General features: G+C 67.5%; 18 protein-coding genes. 8 read left to right on the forward strand and 10 right to left on the reverse strand.

The window, feature by feature from the left end; translation table 11 throughout:
• Positions 1-139: 139 nt before the first annotated feature.
• The 3 genes from AC13FN_RS11365 (at position 140) to AC13FN_RS11375 (ending at position 2,350) form a co-directional block, all read left to right on the forward strand.
• The gene (locus AC13FN_RS11365) at positions 140-1,315 is read left to right on the forward strand and encodes a thiolase family protein (RefSeq protein ID WP_482984935.1); all 1,176 of its coding nucleotides are present in this window, start codon (positions 140-142) and stop codon (positions 1,313-1,315) included.
• Positions 1,316-1,439: 124 nt separating this feature from the next.
• Complete coding sequence (locus AC13FN_RS11370) at positions 1,440-1,781, forward strand: hypothetical protein (RefSeq protein ID WP_004153024.1); 342 nt, start codon at positions 1,440-1,442, stop codon at positions 1,779-1,781.
• A 158-nt stretch (positions 1,782-1,939) separates the two neighbouring features.
• Positions 1,940-2,350: a hypothetical protein gene (locus AC13FN_RS11375; protein ID WP_010482846.1), complete on the forward strand. Its 411-nt coding sequence runs from the start codon at positions 1,940-1,942 to the stop codon at positions 2,348-2,350.
• A 280-nt stretch (positions 2,351-2,630) separates the two neighbouring features.
• Here AC13FN_RS11375 and AC13FN_RS11380 read toward each other — a convergent pair whose 3' ends face one another.
• Entirely contained in the window at positions 2,631-4,268 is a 1,638-nt protein-coding gene (locus tag AC13FN_RS11380) for an acyl-CoA dehydrogenase family protein (protein ID WP_054172288.1), read from the reverse strand.
• A gap of 113 nt (positions 4,269-4,381) precedes the next feature.
• Between AC13FN_RS11380 and AC13FN_RS11385 the strand changes: the two genes are divergently transcribed.
• Genes AC13FN_RS11385 through pdeM form a run of 4 tightly spaced genes read left to right on the forward strand, consistent with a single transcriptional unit; the run spans position 4,382 to position 10,071 of the window.
• A complete protein-coding gene (locus tag AC13FN_RS11385; protein WP_043402344.1) occupies positions 4,382-5,380 on the forward strand; it encodes a ligase-associated DNA damage response exonuclease in 999 nt (332 codons plus the stop codon).
• Positions 5,377-6,984 (forward strand): ATP-dependent DNA ligase, encoded by a 1,608-nt coding sequence (locus AC13FN_RS11390; protein WP_054172289.1) that lies wholly within the window; start codon positions 5,377-5,379, stop codon positions 6,982-6,984. Before AC13FN_RS11385 ends, AC13FN_RS11390 begins: the two co-directional genes overlap by 4 nt.
• Positions 6,981-9,440, forward strand: coding sequence for a ligase-associated DNA damage response DEXH box helicase (locus tag AC13FN_RS11395; protein WP_054172290.1), 2,460 nt, complete (start codon positions 6,981-6,983; stop codon positions 9,438-9,440). Before AC13FN_RS11390 ends, AC13FN_RS11395 begins: the two co-directional genes overlap by 4 nt.
• Entirely contained in the window at positions 9,430-10,071 is a 642-nt protein-coding gene (pdeM, locus tag AC13FN_RS11400) for a ligase-associated DNA damage response endonuclease PdeM (protein WP_054172291.1), read from the forward strand. The genes AC13FN_RS11395 and pdeM overlap by 11 nt, the downstream gene beginning before the upstream one ends.
• A 1-nt stretch (position 10,072) precedes the next feature.
• Here pdeM and AC13FN_RS11405 read toward each other — a convergent pair whose 3' ends face one another.
• The 9 genes from AC13FN_RS11405 to rlmD all read right to left on the reverse strand — a co-directional run bounded on the left by AC13FN_RS11405 (position 10,073) and on the right by rlmD (position 17,431).
• Positions 10,073-10,342, reverse strand: coding sequence for a hypothetical protein (locus AC13FN_RS11405; RefSeq protein ID WP_054172292.1), 270 nt, complete (start codon positions 10,340-10,342; stop codon positions 10,073-10,075).
• Between the two features lie 180 nt (positions 10,343-10,522).
• Positions 10,523-11,791 carry an FAD-dependent oxidoreductase gene (locus AC13FN_RS11410; protein WP_054172293.1) on the reverse strand — a complete coding sequence of 423 codons (1,269 nt, stop codon included), beginning with the start codon at positions 11,789-11,791 and terminating at the stop codon, positions 10,523-10,525.
• A 130-nt stretch (positions 11,792-11,921) separates the two neighbouring features.
• Positions 11,922-12,128 carry a cold-shock protein gene (locus AC13FN_RS11415; RefSeq protein ID WP_005410590.1) on the reverse strand — a complete coding sequence of 69 codons (207 nt, stop codon included), beginning with the start codon at positions 12,126-12,128 and terminating at the stop codon, positions 11,922-11,924.
• Between the two features lie 88 nt (positions 12,129-12,216).
• A complete protein-coding gene (locus AC13FN_RS11420) occupies positions 12,217-12,963 on the reverse strand; it encodes an S-methyl-5'-thioinosine phosphorylase (protein WP_054172294.1) in 747 nt (248 codons plus the stop codon).
• A gap of 82 nt (positions 12,964-13,045) precedes the next feature.
• Positions 13,046-13,600 (reverse strand): hypoxanthine-guanine phosphoribosyltransferase, encoded by a 555-nt coding sequence (locus AC13FN_RS11425; protein WP_005410592.1) that lies wholly within the window; start codon positions 13,598-13,600, stop codon positions 13,046-13,048.
• Entirely contained in the window at positions 13,600-14,607 is a 1,008-nt protein-coding gene (nagZ, locus tag AC13FN_RS11430) for a beta-N-acetylhexosaminidase (RefSeq protein WP_054172295.1), read from the reverse strand. The genes AC13FN_RS11425 and nagZ overlap by 1 nt, the downstream gene beginning before the upstream one ends.
• Before the next feature lie 165 nt (positions 14,608-14,772).
• Positions 14,773-15,468, reverse strand: coding sequence for a DsbA family oxidoreductase (locus AC13FN_RS11435; RefSeq protein ID WP_482984936.1), 696 nt, complete (start codon positions 15,466-15,468; stop codon positions 14,773-14,775).
• A 112-nt stretch (positions 15,469-15,580) separates the two neighbouring features.
• Positions 15,581-16,066 carry a CYTH domain-containing protein gene (locus AC13FN_RS11440; protein WP_054172298.1) on the reverse strand — a complete coding sequence of 162 codons (486 nt, stop codon included), beginning with the start codon at positions 16,064-16,066 and terminating at the stop codon, positions 15,581-15,583.
• A 30-nt stretch (positions 16,067-16,096) separates the two neighbouring features.
• Positions 16,097-17,431 (reverse strand): 23S rRNA (uracil(1939)-C(5))-methyltransferase RlmD, encoded by a 1,335-nt coding sequence (gene rlmD / locus AC13FN_RS11445; RefSeq protein ID WP_054172297.1) that lies wholly within the window; start codon positions 17,429-17,431, stop codon positions 16,097-16,099.
• 127 nt (positions 17,432-17,558) lie between these two features.
• Here rlmD and AC13FN_RS11450 point away from each other — a divergent pair, with 127 nt between their 5' ends.
• Complete coding sequence (locus AC13FN_RS11450) at positions 17,559-18,287, forward strand: response regulator (RefSeq protein ID WP_010482825.1); 729 nt, start codon at positions 17,559-17,561, stop codon at positions 18,285-18,287.
• The last annotated feature ends 432 nt before the right edge of the window (positions 18,288-18,719 follow it).

The raw sequence follows: 18,719 nt of genomic DNA on the forward strand, positions 1-18,719 counted from the left end.
ATGCGGCGCCGTCCAACGGCGGCCCTCCCCGACCCTCTATACTTGGGCCGACCCCCACGCAGTCTGCCGGGAAACCGGGGCGCTTCCAACGGCCCACGGTCTCCTTTCCGAACATTGCTTACGCATCAACGAGATTGCCATGTCCAACATCGTCATCGCCGCCGCCAAGCGCACCGCCATCGGCTCCTTCCTCGGCCAGTTCAACGGCGTGCCGACCCCGACCCTTGGCGCGGCCGCCATCGCCGCCGCCCTGGAACAGTCGGGCATCCCGGCCAGCGACGTTTCCGAAGTCCTCATGGGCTGCGTGCTGCCGGCCAATCTGGGCCAGGCGCCGGCCCGCCAGGCGGCGATCGCTGCCGGCATCCCGCTGTCAACCGGTGCCACCACGCTGAACAAGGTGTGCGGCTCGGGCATGAAGACCATCATGCTCGGCCATGACCTGATCAAGGCCGGTTCGGCCAGCATCGTGGTCGCCGGCGGCATGGAGTCGATGTCCAACGCGCCGCACATGCTGCCCAACTCGCGCACCGGCAACCGCTTCGGCAACTTCCAGGCGGTCGATCACATGGCCCACGATGGCCTGGTCAACGCATACGACGGCAAGGCGATGGGTGAATTCGCCGAATGCGCCGTGGACAAGTACCAGTTCAGCCGCGAAGAGCAGGACGCCTACGCCATCGAATCGGTCAAGCGCGCGCAGGCGGCCCAGGCCAACGGTGCGTTCGCCGATGAAATCGTCGCGGTGAAGGTCACCACCCGCAAGGGCGAGGTCGAGGTCACCACCGACGAGCAGCCCGGCCGCTCGGACATCGCCAAGATCCCGACCCTGCGCCCGGCCTTCAAGAAGGACGGCAGCGTGACCGCCGCCAGTTCCTCCAGCATCTCTGACGGCGCCGCCGCAGTGGTCCTGCTGGCCGAAGAGGACGCTGCCGCGCGAGGCATCACCCCGCTGGCCCGCATCGTCGGCCACGCCACCCATTCGCAGGAACCGGAGTGGTTCACCACCGCCCCGATCGGCGCGCTGCACAAGCTGCTGGACAAGACCGACTGGTCGCTGGACCAGGTCGATCTGTTTGAAATCAACGAAGCCTTTGCTGTGGTGGCGATGGCGCCGATGCGCGAACTGGGCATCCCGCATGAGAAGCTCAACGTGAATGGCGGTGCCTGCGCACTGGGCCATCCGATCGGTGCCTCCGGTGCACGCCTGGTGGTGACCTTGGTCAACGCCCTGCGCACGCGCGGTGGCAAGCGCGGCATTGCCACCCTGTGCATCGGCGGTGGCGAAGCAACGGCTATCGCCATCGAATTGATTTAAATGGATTTAACGATGATTTCGCAAAAATGAATGCGGGATCGCTTGACACCCAATCTTGGCTTGTCATCATGTTGTCGGCGCGCAGCATGCGCGTTGCCTAATTCTAACGACGAGGATTCACACAATGAGCATCAACAAGCTGCTGGTCGCGATGTCCCTGGCTCTGGCCCTGGCCGCCTGCTCGAAGCAGGAAGCTGCCCAGGACGCCGCTGCTTCGGCCAACGAAGCCGCCACCGAAGCCCAGGCTGCTGCCGACCAGGCCGCCGCTGCTGGCGCCCAGACCGCCGACGCTGCCCAGCAGGCCGCTGACACCGCCGCCACCGCTGCTGACGCTTCGGTTGACGCTGCTGCCCAGGCTGGCGCTGCTGCCACCGACGCCGCTGCCGGCGCCGCTGCTGACGCTGCCAAGGCTGCTGAAGGCACCGCTGAGAAGGCCAAGGACGCTGCTGAAGAAGCCAAGAAGTAATAACTTCTTTCTTCACGCTGTTCTGGAAAAGCCGCTGGTTCGCCAGCGGCTTTTTCTTTTGTCGAAATGCGCGCGACTGAGCCGCTGCATCGCGACCCCGTCTTCACAACGGCATGAATAGGCTGGCGTCCCCATCCATTGCAGTACCGGAGACCGCCATGAAGATTCGTCCGATCACCACCACCCTGCTGGCCGCCTCCCTGCTGCTGGCCCTGGCCGCCTGCAAGGGCCCGGAAGCCGAACAGGCCAAGCAGGACGCACAGCAGGCTGCCGACAGCGCAGGCGCTGCCGCCCGTGACGCCGTGGACAAGGCCGCCGAAGCCACCCGCAACGCCGCCGACAAGACCGCTGCCGCGTCCGAGCAGGCCGCCGCCGATACCCAGCAGGCGCTGGACAAGGCTGCAGACGCCACCGCGAACGCGGCCGACAAGGCCAAGGACGCCGCAACCGACGCCGCCGCACACGCCAGCGACGCGACCGCCAACGCCGCGCAGAAGGTTGCCGACAAGGCACGTGATGTCGCCAATGACGCCAAGGCCAACGCCGCCAAGGAAGAAGCCAAGCACTGAGGTGTATCGGCAGCCGAGCATCGGCTCGGCGCTACAGGAAAAGCCGCGGCACTGCCGCGGCTTTTCTGCTTTTCGCTCTCCGCTCTTTCTGTTGATTCCGTGGTGGACGGCACGGAAACCGTCCAAGGCCGCGCGGGTAGGTTGCGCAGGGGCGTAACGCCATGGATGGCGCGCCCGAGCCTACAAGGACGTATTCACGGCGCCCCCAGCGCAACCTACCCGCGCGGCCCATCCATCAGTATCAGCGCCCACCACGAGGGGCACCGCCGTTGGCTATTCCCTACGGCAGCGCGCGCGCCAGCATCGCCGTCAGCTCCAGCCCCGCCGGGAGCGTCCCAAACGCCAGCCCATGCTCCCCTTCCAGCCGGCTGCGCACGAACGCCTCCGCCATCGGACTGCGCGCACGCAGCAGCAGCGCCGCCTGCAGCAGCAGCGCAGTGCGCTCGCAGAACAGCCGCGCCTGCGCTTCCTCCGGTGGCGGCGCCGCTGCCCAACGCTGCAATGACGCTGCATAGCGCGCATCACGATCAGCCACCGACGCCAGCTCACCGCGCAACGCCGCCATCGCCTCCGGCTCACGCGCCAGCGCGCGCAGCACATCCAGGCACTGGATGTTGCCGCTGCCCTCCCATATCGAATTCAACGGTGCCTGCCGGTACAGGCGCGGCAGCATCGACTCCTCCACGTAGCCCGCACCGCCCAGGCATTCCTGCGCTTCATTGACAAAGGCCGGTGCGCGCTTGCACAGCCAGTACTTGCCCAACGCCGTCCCCAACCGAGCCATCGCCGCTTCATTGGCATCCACACCGGCACGATCCACCGCGCGTGCGATGCGCATCGCCAACACCGTGGCCGCTTCCGACTCCAGCGCCAGATCAGCCAGCACGTTGGTCATCAGCGGGTGCTCGACCAGCAGTTTGCCGAAGGTGCGTCGATGGCGTGCGTGGTGCAGGGCCTGCGCCAGCGCCATGCGCATCTCTGCCGCCGCACCCAGCATGCAGTCCAGGCGGGTCATCATCACCATGCCGATGATGGTGGCCACGCCGCGCCCCTCTTCGCCCACGCGCCATGCCTGTGCGCCGCAGAACTCGACCTCGCTGGAGGCGTTGGCCCAATCGCCAAGCTTGTCCTTCAGCCGCATCAACCGGAACGCATTGCGGTCACCATCGGCCAGCCGGCGCGGCATCAGCAGGCAGGTCAGTCCTCCCGGCGCCTGCGCCAGCACCAGGAAGCCATCGCACATCGGCGCGGAAAAGAACCACTTGTGGCCGACCAGGCGGTAACGCTCGCCATCGATCGGTTCGGCGCGCGTGCTGTTGGCGCGGACATCCGAGCCGCCCTGCTTCTCCGTCATGCCCATGCCCAAGGTGATGCCGGCCTTGTCCGCCACCGGCACGTCGCGCGGGTCATAGACCGGTGCAGCGGCCTTGCGCGCCCACTCGGCCAGATGCGACTGCGAATGCAGCACCGCCACCGCCGCATGGGTCATGGTCAGCGGGCAGCTGGTGCCCGCCTCGGCCTGGTGATGCAGGTAGCTCAACACCGCACGTGCCACATGTGCGCCAGGCTGCGGCTCATGCCAGGACAATCCTGCGACGCCGTGCGATTTGGCCGTGTCCATCAACCGGTGATAGGCCGGATGGAACTCCACCGTGTCGATGCGATGGCCCTGTGCATCGTGCGTGCGCAGCCGCGGACGATCACGGTTGGCATCGAAGCCGAGCCGGTACAGTTCATCACCGGCGAGTGCACCATAGACACCCAGCCGCGGCGCGAAGCTGGCGGCGCCTTCGCGCTGCACGGCTTCCATCAGCGCCACGTCGTCGGTCCACAACTGCCGCCCTGCGAACGGCGGCGGCTGGTTCAGCACCACATGGGTTTCATACGGCGCGTTGCTGCTGAAGCTGGGTCCACTCATCCGGTCCATCCTGGCGGCAAGAGGTCTGCGCCCCGATTGTGCCGCATCGCCTGCCAAGCCCGTGTTCAGGCCGATTCTCACCCTCTGCACGAGACGCAGGCCACAGTGACCACATGGCAGGCAACGACGATCTGGTGGTGCTGCGCCCGGAGGGGCTGTACTGCGCCGCCGGCGATTTTCATATCGACCCGTGGCGACCGGTAGCGCGTGCGGTCATCACCCATGGCCACGGCGACCATGCCCGTCCGGGCATGGGCGAGTACCACTGCAGCGAAGGCAGCCTGCCGATCCTGCGCTGGCGCCTGGGTGACGTGCCGGTGCAGGCGCACGTCGAGGGCGTGCCGTTCCGCCTGGGGAAGGTGCAGGTATCGCTGCACCCTGCCGGCCATGTCCTCGGCTCTTCCCAGGTGCGCATCGACGACGGCCGGCAGGTCTGGGTGGCCTCGGGCGACTACAAGCGCCAGCCCGACCCGACCTGCGCGCCGTTCGAAGTGGTGCCCTGCGATACCTTCATCACCGAAGCCACGTTCGCCCTGCCCATCTACCGCTGGCCGGACACGCCGGCGGTGGCTGCGGAAATCGTGGCGTGGCGCCGCGAATGCGAACAACGCGGCGAAGCGGCGATCCTGCTGTGCTATGCATTGGGCAAGGCGCAACGGGTGCTGGCCGAACTGCGGCCACTGGACGATCGCCCGGCCTGGCTGCATGGCGCCATCGCCAATGGTGTGGCGGTCTACCGGCAGGCCGGCGTACCGATGCTGGAGACGCTCACCGTGGCCGAACAGGGCCGCCAGCCGGATGCCGCCGGGCAGCTGATCCTCGCGCCGCCGTCAGCTGCGGGCACGCCCTGGATGCGTCGCTTCGGCCGCCACCAGCTGGGCTTCGCATCCGGCTGGATGCAGCTGCGCGGCAATCGGCGGCGTCGCAACGTCGATCGCGGTTTCGTCATTTCCGATCACGCCGATTGGCCCGCGCTGCTGCAGACCATCGAACAGACGGGCGCCCAGCGGGTGATCGCTACCCATGGCAATACCGATGCGTTGATTCCGTTCCTGCGCGAGCGCGGCGTGGCTGCCGAAGCCTTCCGTACCGATTTCGGGAGCGAAGAATGAAGGCATTCGCTGCGCTCTACCAGCGCCTGGACCGCAGCACCGCCACGCTGGACAAGCGTGCGGCGCTGGTCGATTACTTCCGCCAGGCGCGTGCGCATGACGCGGCATGGGCGCTGTACCTGCTCAGCGGCGGCAAGGTGGGCGGCGCACGCCGCAGGATCGCCGCCAGCGGCGAACTGCGCGCGTGGGTGAGCGAGGAATCGGGCCTGCCGCCCTGGTTGGTGGAGGACAGCTATGCGCAGGTGGGGGACCTGGCCGAAACGCTGACCCTGCTGCTGGATGATCCATCCCGGCCAGCTGCCGACCGCCCCTTGGCCGAATGGATCGAACAACATCTGCTGGCGGTGGCCAATCAACCCGAAGCAGTGCGCCGTGCGGCGGTCGTCGCAGGCTGGCAGCAGCTGTGCAGCAGCGAACGCCTGGTGTTCAACAAGCTGCTGACCGGTGCCCTGCGTGTAGGTGTTTCGCAGCGGCTGGTACAGCAGGCACTGGCCGAATGGTCCGGCCTGGACATCGCACGCATCGCCCAGCGCATGCTTGGCGAGTGGGTGCCCTCGCCCGGGCTGCTGGCTCAGCTGCTGTCGCCGGATGAGCTTCCGCTTGACCGTCAGCAGCCCTACCCGTTCTTCCTCGCATCGCCACTGGAAGGTGAACCTGCCGAACGGCTCGGCCCGATCGATGACTGGCTGCTGGAATGGAAATGGGATGGCATCCGCCTGCAGCTGCTGCGCCGGCGTGGCGAGGTCGCATTGTGGTCGCGTGGCGAGGAACGACTGGATGGCCGATTCCCCGAAATCGAGCAGGCGGCGATGGCGCTTCCCGATGGCTGCGTGCTGGACGGCGAGCTGCTGGCCTGGGACGACAACGCCATCCTGCCGCGCGCCTTCACCGCACTGCAGACCCGCATCCAACGTCGCAAGCCAGGAGCAGCGACCCTGCGCAATACGCCGGTGCGCGTGCTCGCCTATGACCTGCTGGAACACGATGGCGCGGACCTGCGTGAGCTGCCGTTGCAGGAACGGCGAACGCGGCTCACTGAGGTCATCGGTGCGCTGGACGATGTGCGGATCCAGCTGTCGCCCGACGTTGACGCCGACGATTGGCAACGGGCAGCAGCGATGCGCGACGTGGCACGCGAACGCGGTGTGGAGGGGTTGATGCTGAAGCGGCGCACGTCCCCTTACCAGGCAGGGCGACGACGCGGCGACTGGTGGAAATGGAAAGTCGATCCACTCACGATCGACGCGGTGCTGCTGTACGCACAGGCCGGCCACGGGCGGCGCAGCACGCTGTACACTGACTACACCTTCGGCGTCTGGGACGGAGACACGCTGGTGCCGGTGGCCAAGGCGTATTCGGGCCTGGACGACAAGGAGATCCTCGCGCTCGACCGCTGGATCCGCGCCAACACCCGCGAGCGCTTCGGGCCGGTGCGCAGCGTGCGCGCCGAACAGGTGTTCGAGCTGGGTTTCGAAGCGGTCAACCGCAGCAGCCGGCACAAGTCCGGAATCGCCGTGCGCTTTCCGCGCATCCTGCGCTGGCGCCACGACAAGCCTGCCAGCGAGGCCGATCAGCTGGCCAGCCTGCAGGCGCTGGCGCGATGAACCGCAGCCAGGCGCTGCGCCGGCTGGAAGACTGGTTCACGGCACGCGGCTGGCGCTCACTGCCATTCCAGCGCGCAATGTGGCGCCACTACCTGGCCGGCGAATCCGGGTTGCTGCATACGCCCACGGGCAGCGGCAAGACGCTTGCGATGTTCGGTGGGCCGTTGCTGCAGGCGCTTATCGATCCACCGCCCTCGCCCCGCCGGGCCAGCGCGGTGCGCCCACTGCAGGTGCTGTGGGTGACGCCTTTGCGCGCGTTGGCCAGTGATACCACCCGCGCCCTTCAGGCCGTCGTCGACGGCCTGGGACTGGGATGGCGTGTCGGCCTGCGCAGCGGTGACGCCAGCAACCGCGAGCGGCGCCAGGCCCGCGAAGGCCGCATCGACGTGCTGGTGACCACACCCGAATCGCTGGCGCTGCTGCTGAGCTATCCGGATACGCTGCCGCGCATGCGCCAGCTGCGCTGCGTGGTGGTGGACGAATGGCATGAACTGCTGGGCAACAAGCGCGGTGTGCTGCTGCAGTTGAACCTGGCGGTGTTGCGCGACGCCGCACCTGCAGTGCAGCTGTGGGGGCTGTCGGCCACGCTGGGCAATCTGCAGGAGGCACGCGACGTGCTGCTGCCCGGGCAGCCCGACGTGCCCATCGTGCAGGGCGTGCGCCCGCGTGCAATCAGCGTCCGCAGCCTGCTGCCCGACCCCGGCGAACGTTTCCCCTGGGCGGGGCATCTGGGCCTGGCGCAACTGCCTCGCGTGCTGGGCGCGTTGATGCAGGCACGCAGCAGCCTGTTGTTCACCAATACGCGTGCGCAGGCGGAACTATGGCATCAGGCACTGGCCGCGGTCTGGCCCGAGGACCAGGACACGCTTGCGCTGCACCACGGCTCACTGGATCCGGCGCTGCGCCAGCAGGTGGAGGATGGCCTGCGCGCGGGCGTGCTGCGCTGCGTGGTTGCCACCTCCAGCCTCGACCTCGGCGTGGACTTCCCTGAGGTTGAGCAGGTACTGCAGCTGGGCAGCCCGAAGGGTGTGGCCCGCCTGCGCCAACGCGCCGGACGTGCGCGCCACCGCCCCGGTGCCAGCGGTTCCATCCTGTGCGTGCCCAGCCATGCGCTGGAACTGGCCGAGTACGCGGCGGTGCGCCGTGCATTGGCCAAAGGCGTGGTCGAAGCACGCAGGCCGCCGACACTGTCGCTGGATGTGCTGGCCCAGCATGCGGTCAGCCGCGCGCTGGCCGGTGGCTTCGACAGCGACGCGCTACTGGCGCAGGTGCGGCGCACCCACGCCTTCGCATCGCTCGGCGACGGCCAATGGCAGGCGGTACTGACCTTCATCGTGCAGGGCGGCCAGGCGCTGGCCCAGTACCCTGATTTCCACAAGGTCGTGCGCGATGACGACGGCTGCTACCGCATGCACGATCGCCGCCAGGCACTGCGTCATCGGCTGTCGATCGGCACCATCAGCAGCGATGGCAGCGTGCGCGTGCAGTTCCTGCGTGGGGGTGGCCTGGGCGCCGTGGAGGAACAGTTCGCCAGCCGCCTGCGCCGTGGTGATCGCTTCCAGTTCGCCGGGCGCCTGCTGGAACTGGTGCAGCTGCGCGACATGACCGCCTTCGTGCGGTTGGCGCGAGGGCGCGGTGATGGTGTGGTGCCGCGCTGGCAGGGAGGCCAGTTGCCGCTGTCGATACCGCTCGGCCGTGAGCTGGAGTGGGTACTGTCCGGTGCCGACGACAGTGCCGAATCACGCTGGTTGTCACCGTTGCTGGCACTGCAGCAGCAGTTGTCGGCGCTTCCCGGCCCGGAACATCTGCTGGTGGAAGAGGTGCGGCGCCGCGAAGGCCAGTTCCTGTTCGTCTACCCCTTTGCCGGCCGCCACGTGCACGAGGCGCTGGCCGCCCTGCTGGCACTGCGCTGTACCCGCTGGCAGCGCAACAGCATCGGCTATGCGGTGAACGATCATGGCCTGGTGCTGGCACCGGCGCAGGCGATCGATCTGGATGCGGCGCAATGGCGCGCATTGTTCACCCCCGATCAGCTGCTGGACGATCTGCGCGCGGCAGTGAACCTGGGCGAGCTGGCGCGGCGCCAGTTCCGTGGCATCGCACGCGTATCCGGCCTGCTGGTGCCCAGCCTGCCCGGCGGCATGCCGCGGTCGCTGCGCCAGCTGCAGGCCTCGGCGGGCCTGCTCTACGACGTACTGCGCGAGCATGATCCCGGCCACCTGCTGTTGGCATTGGCCGAACGCGAAGTGCTGCACGACAGCCTGGACCTCCCAGGGCTGCAGCAGGTACTGGCAAGGATCGGCATGCAGGTCCTCTCGGTGCAGCACCCGGCGTCACTCACACCGCTGGGCTTTCCACTGTGGGCCGAACGCCTGCGCGGGCAGTTCAGCAACGAAGACTGGCGCACCCGTGTGCAACGCGCGGCCCAGCAGCTGGAGCGCCGCCATGGCCGATGAACTGCCGCTGCTGCGCGCCGGCGAATCGCTGATTCTGCTTGGCGCGCGTGCACTGTACTGGCCTGCGCGGCAGGCGCTGTTGATCGCCGACCTGCACCTGGGCAAGGCCGATGCATTCCGTCGTGCCGGCATCGCGTTGCCCAGCGGCGGCACCGGCGAAGACCTGCAACGCCTGCAGGGGCTGCTGGACAGGCATGCCTGCCGCGAGCTGTGGATCCTGGGCGACATCCTGCATGGGCCAGCGCATCGCGCTGCCTGGTACCAGCAATGGCTGGGATGGCGTGAACGCAATGCTGCACTGGACGTGCATGTTCTGCGCGGCAATCACGACCGCCAGCTGCCGCATGCGCAGTTGCAGGTCCAGATCCACGATGAAGTACGGCTGGGGCCGTTCCTGCTTCGGCATGAGCCGATGCCCGATGCAGAGCTGCATGTGATCGCCGGGCATCTGCATCCGCAGGTTGCCTTGCCGCCCCTGCGGCGGCGCTTCGCCGCGTTCTGGCTGCGCGACCGGATGACAATCCTGCCCGCCTTCTCCGCGTTTACCGCCGGAATCGTCCCTGCCCCCGTCCCTGGCGAGCAGATGATCGTCTGCGTGCAGGGCGGCCTGGTGGAACTGCCGGAGGCTTGAATCAGGCCGGACGAATACCCAGCTGCGGCATCAACCGGAAATCAGGCGTGTCATCTTCACGTCGCCGCGGCAACGCCTGGATCGCCGTCAGCATCTCCTGCGCGCAGGTGCGGATGCGTGCGTGGTGCTCCGCTGATGCATGACTGATCAGGCTGCCGACATGGAACTCGAACACGTCCTCCAGTACGTCGGGCTGGTCCTCGTGCAGCATCTGCAGCAGTCCGCGCAGCTTGCAGATTTCCGATTCCAGCTCCTCGACCGCGAACAACATGGCGTCCTCCTCTTCAACAACAGGCGGCACGTCCGGGCCGCAACAGGCCGCAACGGCAGCGCCGCCCGGGCCACGCGCGATGTTGATCACGGAAAGGAAAACGGGCGACGCGCAATCGCGTGCAAGCTACTTCTCGCATATCTACGGTGAGGCAACCGTTAATTCACGTGACGACGCGCTTCACGCATTGGCCGTGATCGCGTTGATGCGAGGCATCTCCGCTGCGATGGCCAGTGCGTCGACGAAAGCCGGATCCAGTGCCAGCGAGCCAAACCAACCATGCTGCGTGCCACTGAGCACCCGCAGCATGTGGCCACGGCCACCAGGCAGGCGCCCCATCGGGCCCAGCAGCACATCACGCGCCTTGGCCCAGGCGTCGCGGTCGGACTGGAACAGCGGCGTCAGCCAACGACTCCAGCGCTGGTATACCGCAACGTGTGCCCTGCGCTGCGCCTGGTACGCCTGCAACGCTCCGGCACCGCCACCCTGCGCGCGCACGGCATCGCGCAATGCCAACGCATCGAGCAGCGCCATGTTCACGCCCTGCCCCAGCTGCGGGCTCATCGCATGCGCGGCATCACCGGCCAGCACCATGCGGCCCTGGTGCCAGCGCGTCATCACTGCATCGCGATAGACCGCACGCGCCAGCTGGCCGGCATCGCGCAGATGGGCGAAGCGCGCACTGGCCTGCGGCCACAGTGCATGCAGTTCATCCAGCCAGGGGGTCATGCCGTCGGCCTGCCAGCGCTCGAAGTCGGCGCGTGGCAGGCTCCAGAAGAAGCTCAGGCGCGGCGTGTCATCACCGGGGCGCGTACCGACCGGCAGCAGCCCGATCATCTTGCGCGCGGCCACGTAGCGCTGGCGCAGCTCCCGCACGTGCGGCCAGTCTTCGGCCGGCAGCAGGCACCACAGCGCCCCCCACGGATACACGCGGTCCAGCCCGGCACCGCCGGCGATCGTACCGCGCAGCGTCGAGGCGGCGCCATCGGCGGCCACCACCAGATCGAACGGGCCGTGCATGCGACCGTCGCTGTCGCGCAGGCGGCCCTGCTCGGCATCCACCGCCGCGATGCTGACGCCCGCATGCAACTGGCCTGCACCCGCGCGCGCTTCGTCCAGCAGCGAGAACAAGGCCCCGCGCTGCATGCCCAGGCCGTGCAGGCGCGCATCCAGTCCGTCGTAACGCATGTCCATCACCGCGCGCTCGCACGGCGTGTCGCCATACAGGCGGTGCACCGGCGCGGCATGTGCGCGCACGGAATCAAGCAGGCCCATCTGCCACAGTACCTGCAGGCCGCTGGGCTGCAGCAGGAAGCCGGCGCCAACCGGTCCCGGCGTGGGCACGCGTTCGAAGATCTCCACCTCGTGGCCGTCACGGGTGAGCAGGATGGACACTGCCTGTCCAGCGGTGCCGTAGCCGATCACGGCGATGCGCAGTCGTTCCTTCATGGGCGCATTGTGCCCGAGGTGGGTTGCGAATGGAGAAGGGAAGCCGCGCACGGCATCCACGCATGGCGTGGATCCACTGCGCAAAAAAAAACCCCGCCGAAGCGGGGTTTTCAACGCACTGTCGAGTGGATCACTCGGCCGGCGTGATGTTCGAAGCCTGGGCACCCTTCGGGCCCTGGGTCACGTCATAGGTGACACGCTGGCCTTCCTGCAGGCTGCGGAAGCCCTTGGAGTTGATGGCGGAGAAGTGCGCGAACACGTCGGCGCTGCCATCCTCCGGCGAGATGAAGCCAAATCCCTTGGCGTCGTTGAACCACTTGACGGTACCGTTCGGCATGGTGATGCGAGACCTTATGCAATGAATGGGTGGTGTACGCTGAACCCGCGCACAAGCTGAGTATGCAAAGCTTGCTCGGGGAAGACAATCACCCCCGTGCCAATTCGCCCACCAGTTCCGGAAGTCCGTTGCCGGCCGCCTGCACGTTGGCCAGTACTTCGGCCATCGTAATCTCCTCGCCATCACCGCAGCCGGCGGCCCAGTTGGCGATGATCGCCAGGCAGGCGTAATCCAGGCCCAGCTCGCGTGCAAGCGCGGCTTCCGGCATGCCGGTCATGCCCACCAGATCGCAGCCGTCGCGGCGCATACGGGCGATTTCAGCGATGGTTTCCAGGCGCGGGCCCTGCGTTGCGCCGTAGCAGCCACCGTCATGGACCGTGACACCGGTCACTCTGGCCGCGGCCAGGATCTTGCTGCGCAGCATCGGCGTGTACGGATGGCCGAAATCGACGTGGATCACGTCGGTGCCTTCTTCTTCACAGATCGTGCTGATGCGGCCCCAGGTGTAGTCGATGATCTGGTCCGGGCAAGCCAGCACGCGCGGACCAAAGTGTTCGGTGATGCCCCCCACCGTGTTCAACGCCAGCACGCGCTGCGCGCCCAGCTGCTGCAGCGCGGCCAGGTTGGCGCGGTAGTTGATCTTGTGCGGCGGCAGCGAATGGCCTTCGCCATGCCGCGCCAGGAACGCCACGCGATGGCCGAGCAGCGTACCGACGCGCACCGGGCCCGACGGGCGGCCGAAGCGGGTGTCGACCTCGTGGGTCTGCACATCGTCAAGCTTGGCCAGGTTGTAGACACCGGTACCGCCGATCACGGCCAGGGCGATCTGTTGCATTCGAAGCACTCCATGAAAAGACGAACGCCGGCACCCGAGGATGCCGGCGGCAGAAGAAGACGCGCCGCGGGCGGCTGCGCCGTTATTCCTTCATCGCGTAGATGGCCGGCACGCAGCGCAGGGTTTCATTGACGTCCATGCCGAAGCCGAACACGTAGCGGTCCGGCAGTTCGATGCCGGCGTAGTCGGCGGTCACGTCCGGTAGCGCGCGGTCGTGTTTCTTCACCGTCATCGCGGCGATGCGCACGTCGGTCGCGCCCTGTTCCAGGCACCAGGTGCGCACGCCCTGCAGGGTGTAGCCCTCGTCCAGAATGTCGTCGACCAGCAGCACGCGGCGGCCGAACAGCGAGGTGGCCGGCTTGTGCTTCCAGACCAGGTCGCCGCCGGTGGTTTCACCGCGGTAACGGGTGGCGTGCAGGTAATCGAACTGCACGTCCTGGCCGCGCGCGCCCAGTTCCAGCGCCAGCTGGCCGGCGAACGGCAGCGCACCGTGCATGATGGACAGGAACAGCGGCACCTCGCCCTTGTAATCGCGCGCGATGGCGTCGGCGATACCAGCGATGGCCTTGTCGATGGTGGGGCGGTCGACCAGCAGGTCAGCCTGGGCCAGGGCCTGGGAAATGGTGAGGTTGGGCATCAGACGGTTCTTCCAAGGGTTTCAAGCAGACGGGATTGGGTGTCGCCATGGCGGGCATCGGCCAGCAGGCCATCCCAGCCAAGCGCGCCGCGGCCGATCAGGCCCAGCAGCGCAGCAGTATTGAGGGAGCGTCCCTGCACCGCGTGCAGGGCTTCATCGACCAGTTCCGGGTGGCAGACCAGCACCACGTCGCAGCCGGCATCCAGATGCGCGTGCACGCGCGCGGGCACACCGCCGGCGCTGTGCGAGGCGGCCATGCCGATGTCATCGGAGAACACCACGCCGCGGAAGCCGAGCTCTCCGCGCAGGATGTCCTGGATCCAGCGCGGCGAGTAGCCGGCCGGTTCAGGCGCAATCTGCGGGTAGATCACGTGCGCCATCATCACCGCGTCGGCACCGGCGGCGATGCCGGCCTGGAACGGGACCAGGTCCTGCGCGCGCAGCGCGTCCAGCGCGCGCGGGTCGATCGCGGTATCGACGTGGGTGTCTTCCAGCACGGTGCCGTGGCCGGGGAAATGCTTGAGCGTGGCGGCCATGCCAACCGCATGCATGCCGCGCACGTAGGCGGCGGTGAACGCGGCCACCACCTGCGGGTCTTCACTGAAGGCGCGGTTGCCGATGGCGCGGTTGCCGCGGCCCAGGTCGACCACCGGCGCGAAGCTGAGATCCAGGCCGCTGGCGCGGACTTCACTGGCCATCAGCCAGGCATGCTGCTCGGCCAGCGCCAGCGCCTGCTGCGGATCGGTGGCGTACAGCGCGCCGATGTCCTGCAGCGGCGGCAGCTCGCTGTAGCCCTCGCGGAAACGCTGCACGCGGCCGCCTTCCTGATCCACGCAGATCAGCTGCGGGCGTGGGGCAGCGGCACGGATCGCCGCGCTCAGATCGGTCACCTGCTGGCGCGAGGCGAAGTTGCGCTTGAACAGCACCACCCCGGCCACGGCATCGTGCTGCAGCCAGTCACGTTCCTGGGCGGTCAGTTCGGTGCCGGCAACGCCGATCAGCAGCATGGTCGATCTCCACAACGCGCGCCCGCATGGCGCAGTGCCGCATTGTCGCAGAACCGGCCGACAGGCGCAGTGGTCAGAAAAAGGGGACGGAGGGGATCAAGGCGCAATCGACCCAGGTGGGCTGGATACGTCTTAATCCCCTCCGTCCCCTTTTTGGGGGGCCGGTCAGACCTTGCAGCCGTCCGGGCCGCAGGCCTCGTCGTCGCCCGCCGGGGTGGCCGGAGCGCCCTGTTCGGCCGCAATCTGGCGCAGGGCGTTGGCGAAGGCCTCCGGCGGCTGTGCCCCGGAAATGGCCCACTTCCCATCAATGACGAAGGTCGGCACCGAAGAAACGCCCAATGCATGGGCCTGCGCCAGCTTGGCTTCGACCTCGGCCAGGCCGCGGTCGGAGGCCAGCATCTGCGCGATTTCACCACCGTCCAGACCGCCAGCCACGCCGGCCTTCACCAGCACGGCGCTATCGGCCAGGTTCTGGCCGTGCTCGAAGTGAGCGCGGAACAGAGCCTCGCCGACCGCATCCTGCACGCCATGCTCGCCGGCCAGCCACAGCACCCGGTGCGCCGGCAGCGTGGTCACCCGCACCTGGCCCTGGCTGAAGTCCATCGGCAGGCCCTCGGCACGCGCGATGGTCTGGGTCTGGCCGAGGATCTGCTCGGTACGCTCGACGCCCCCGAACTTGCGCACGTAGGCCTCGCGCAGCGGCACTGGGGTGGCGTCCGCGTCCGGGTCCAGCTGGAACGGCTGCCAGTGGATATCAAGTTCAGGCGCGTTCGCGCCCAGCAACTGCACGCCCTGCTGGAAACGATGCTTGCCGATCCAGCACCAGGGGCAGACCACGTCGGAGTAGATGTCGATTCTCATCCCCACGACATGGGGCCCGCCTCCCTCGATAAAAGGGGACGGAGGGGATTAAGTCGCTTCCCGCACAGGTGGGGTAAAGACGACTTAATCCCCTCCGTCCCCTTTTTAGAGTTCACCACTCTGAATACGGGCGACTGGCCAAGGCAACGTTGTAGTAGCGGGCATCATCGGTGACTTCGACGCCAACCCAGTCCGGCAGGTCGATGACTTGGTCGGCGCTGTCCAGCTCGACCTCGGCCACCACCAGGCCGGCGTTGTCGCCGAGGAACTCGTCCACTTCCCAGGTCAGGCCGGCGTGTTCGACCAGATGGCGGCGCTTGTCGATCAGGCCGCCCACGCACAGCGCCAGCAGCGCGCGTGCATCGTCCACCGGGATCGGGTAGTCGAACTCCTGGCGCGTATGGCCGATGGTGCGCGACTTCAGGTTCAGCGCGGCATGATCGCCTTCGATGCGCACGCGCACCGAGGCGTTCTGGGTGCCGCTGTCGAGCGCGCCCATGTCGTTGATGTAGCCCTGCGCCATCGGGATCACCCGGTGCGCGGCGGCGCGCCAGCCATCACTGCTGACGAGGAATTTGCGTTCGATTTCGATGCCCATCGCACCATTATGCGCGATGGGCATGACAGATCAGCGCTTCTCGAACACCGCGATGCTTTCCACGTGTGCGGTGTGCGGGAACATGTCCATGGCACCGGCGCTGACCAGGGTGAAGCCCTGTTCGTTGACCAGGTAGCCGGCATCGCGGGCCAGCGAGCCCGGGTGGCAGCTGACGTAGACGATGCGCTTGAACTGCTTCAGCGGCAGCTGCTGCAGCACTTCGATCGCGCCCGAGCGCGGCGGGTCCAGCAGCAGCTTGTCGAAGCCCTGGCGCATCCACGGCGTGCTGCGCTGATCCTGGGTCAGGTCGGCGCTGAAGAACTGGGCGTTGGCCAGGCCATTGCGCTCGGCATTCTCACGCGCACGCGCGACGAGGCCACCATCACCTTCCACACCCACCACTTCGCGCACGCGACGCGCCAGCGGCAGGGTGAAGTTGCCCAAGCCGCAGAACAGGTCCAGCACGCGCTCGTCCTCACCCGGTTCCAGCAGGTCCAGGGCGTGGGCGATCATCTTCTCGTTGAGCTTGGCATTGACCTGGATGAAGTCCAGCGGACGGAACGCCAGCTCCACATCCCACGGCGCCAGCCGGAACGACAGCGGCACGCCCTGCCCGTCCAGCGGCTGCACGGTGTCCACGCCACCGGACTGCAGGTAGATCACGAAGCCATGCTGCTGGCCGAAGGCAGCCCAGGCCGCACGATCGGCATCGCTGAGCGGCTGCAGGTGACGCACGGTCAGGACCACGGCCTGGTCACCGGCGATGAACTCGATCTGCGGGATATCGCGCTTGCCATCGAGCGATTCGATGAAGGTGGACAGCGCCTCGACCTTGGTGCCGATCTCCGGGATCACGGTCAGGCACTGGCTGAGGTCGGCGACGAAACGCGGATCCTGTTCACGGAAACCGACCAGGGTCTTGTCCTTCTTCTCGACCCGACGCACCGAGAAGCGGCCCTTGCGCCGGTAGCCCCAGCTCTCGCCGACCAGCGGCGCCAGCACGGTACCCGGCTTCACGTGGCCGATGCGTTCCAGGTTGTCCATCAGCACGCGCTGCTTGGCGACGATCTGCTGGTCTTCGTCCAGGTGCTGCAGCACGCAGCCGGCGCAGGTGCCGAAGTGCGGGCACTTCGGGGTCACGCGCTGCGGCGAGGCCTTCAGCACTTCCATCGTGCGCGCTTCGTCGAAATGGCGGCTGCGGGCGGTCTGTTCGGCCATGACCACCTCACCCGGCAGTGCGCCGCTGACGAAGGTGACCTTGCCGCCTTCACCCTCACGGCGGGCGACGCCGCGACCATCATGGCTGAGGTCGAGGATCTCGGTCTGGAACGGGGTACGGTCGATGCGGGAGCGGGATCGGGCCACGTGGCAACAGGCTGCGGGCAAAAATGGGGGCGTATTGTCGCAGATCCTGACCGGCAGGGCCCGGACCCGCTTGCGCCCGCCGCCGCCGTGCTTGATGATTGCAACAGCTGACATGGAGGCAGCCCTGATGCAGATGACCCCGCGGGCCAGCCGGCCCCGCTTCCTGCTTGTCGAGGACGACATCATCAGCCGCGGTTTTTTCAAGGCGGCGTTGGAAACGTTACCGGCGGACGTGGACACCGCAGATTCACTGGCCAGTGCGCTGGCGAGCGCCGAACCCGGCGCGCATGACCTGTGGCTGATCGACGTCAACCTGCCGGACGGCAACGGCGCGCAGCTGCTGCGCGAACTGCGCCGTTCACACCCCGATACCCCCGCGTTGGCGCATACCGCCGATGGCGACACCTCCATCCATGCCCGCCTGCGTGAAGCTGGCTTCAGCGACACGCTGGTCAAGCCGCTGGGCCGCGACCAGTTGCTGAAAGCCGTGCGCCGCGCGCTGGTGAACAGCCCGGCGGGGATCTTCGTTGCCCCGGCCCCGGCAGCGGTCGAGCTGCAGGTGCAGGACTGGGACGAGACCGCGGCACTGGCCGCGCTCAATGGCCAGCGCAACCACCTGATCGCCCTGCGCGAGCTGTTCCTGGCCGAGTTGCCGGGGGTACGCGACGCGGTCGAGCAGGCCGTGGACCAGCACGACGAGCGCCAGCTGCGCAGCCAGCTGCACCGGTTGCAGGCCAGTTGTGGTTTTGTCGGGGCGGCACGGCTGGGACGCGCGGTGCGGCAGCTGCATCATGCGCCGGAGTCAGGGCAGGCCCAGGACGGGTTCCGCGCGGCGGTGGCGGCCCTGCTGCATTGAGGGGTGTTCGGCAGGGCTGCGCCCTGCACCCGCAGAGGCTTCAAGCCAAGGCAACAGCAAAAGCAAAAGCTGGCATCCCGTGGGTTGGCGGGGCGGTGTCGGAGTGCGGGGACGCCGTAAACCCGTCCATGGGGGCTTGGCAGCCGCATCCATGCGGCTGACACCCCGCACTCCGACACCGCCCCGCTGCTGACAATTTCCCGGTGTCTGGTAGATCCACGCCATGCGTGGATGAATTTCTGTCAGATATCGAAATCAATCTGGGGTCAGATCCGTTTTCCGAAGGAAAACGGATCTGACCCCATGCCATTCCGACAACTCGCGGAGAACTGTCGAAGGCGGGGTGGGTCCGGTTGAGGGGGCGTGAGCCGCATGGATGCGGCGACCGAGCTTACATGGACGTACTTGCAGCGTCCCCCTCAACCGGACCCA

This window comes from Stenotrophomonas sp. 115C5 (assembly GCF_056861055.1).

Coding starts and splice junctions, on each gene's coding strand:
- AC13FN_RS11390 (WP_054172289.1), top strand. CDS start 5,377: ATGAAGGCATTCGCTGCGCTCTACCAGCGCCTGGACCGCAGCACCGCC.
- AC13FN_RS11375 (WP_010482846.1), top strand. CDS start 1,940: ATGAAGATTCGTCCGATCACCACCACCCTGCTGGCCGCCTCCCTGCTG.
- AC13FN_RS11450 (WP_010482825.1), top strand. CDS start 17,559: ATGCAGATGACCCCGCGGGCCAGCCGGCCCCGCTTCCTGCTTGTCGAG.
- AC13FN_RS11380 (WP_054172288.1), bottom strand. CDS start 4,268: ATGAGTGGACCCAGCTTCAGCAGCAACGCGCCGTATGAAACCCATGTG.
- AC13FN_RS11415 (WP_005410590.1), bottom strand. CDS start 12,128: ATGCCGAACGGTACCGTCAAGTGGTTCAACGACGCCAAGGGATTTGGC.
- AC13FN_RS11365 (WP_482984935.1), top strand. CDS start 140: ATGTCCAACATCGTCATCGCCGCCGCCAAGCGCACCGCCATCGGCTCC.
- AC13FN_RS11370 (WP_004153024.1), top strand. CDS start 1,440: ATGAGCATCAACAAGCTGCTGGTCGCGATGTCCCTGGCTCTGGCCCTG.
- nagZ (WP_054172295.1), bottom strand. CDS start 14,607: ATGCTGCTGATCGGCGTTGCCGGCACCGAACTGACCGCCCAGGAACGT.
- AC13FN_RS11440 (WP_054172298.1), bottom strand. CDS start 16,066: ATGGGCATCGAAATCGAACGCAAATTCCTCGTCAGCAGTGATGGCTGG.
- AC13FN_RS11385 (WP_043402344.1), top strand. CDS start 4,382: ATGGCAGGCAACGACGATCTGGTGGTGCTGCGCCCGGAGGGGCTGTAC.
- pdeM (WP_054172291.1), top strand. CDS start 9,430: ATGGCCGATGAACTGCCGCTGCTGCGCGCCGGCGAATCGCTGATTCTG.
- AC13FN_RS11435 (WP_482984936.1), bottom strand. CDS start 15,468: ATGAGAATCGACATCTACTCCGACGTGGTCTGCCCCTGGTGCTGGATC.
- AC13FN_RS11420 (WP_054172294.1), bottom strand. CDS start 12,963: ATGCAACAGATCGCCCTGGCCGTGATCGGCGGTACCGGTGTCTACAAC.
- AC13FN_RS11395 (WP_054172290.1), top strand. CDS start 6,981: ATGAACCGCAGCCAGGCGCTGCGCCGGCTGGAAGACTGGTTCACGGCA.
- AC13FN_RS11410 (WP_054172293.1), bottom strand. CDS start 11,791: ATGAAGGAACGACTGCGCATCGCCGTGATCGGCTACGGCACCGCTGGA.
- AC13FN_RS11425 (WP_005410592.1), bottom strand. CDS start 13,600: ATGCCCAACCTCACCATTTCCCAGGCCCTGGCCCAGGCTGACCTGCTG.
- AC13FN_RS11405 (WP_054172292.1), bottom strand. CDS start 10,342: ATGTTGTTCGCGGTCGAGGAGCTGGAATCGGAAATCTGCAAGCTGCGC.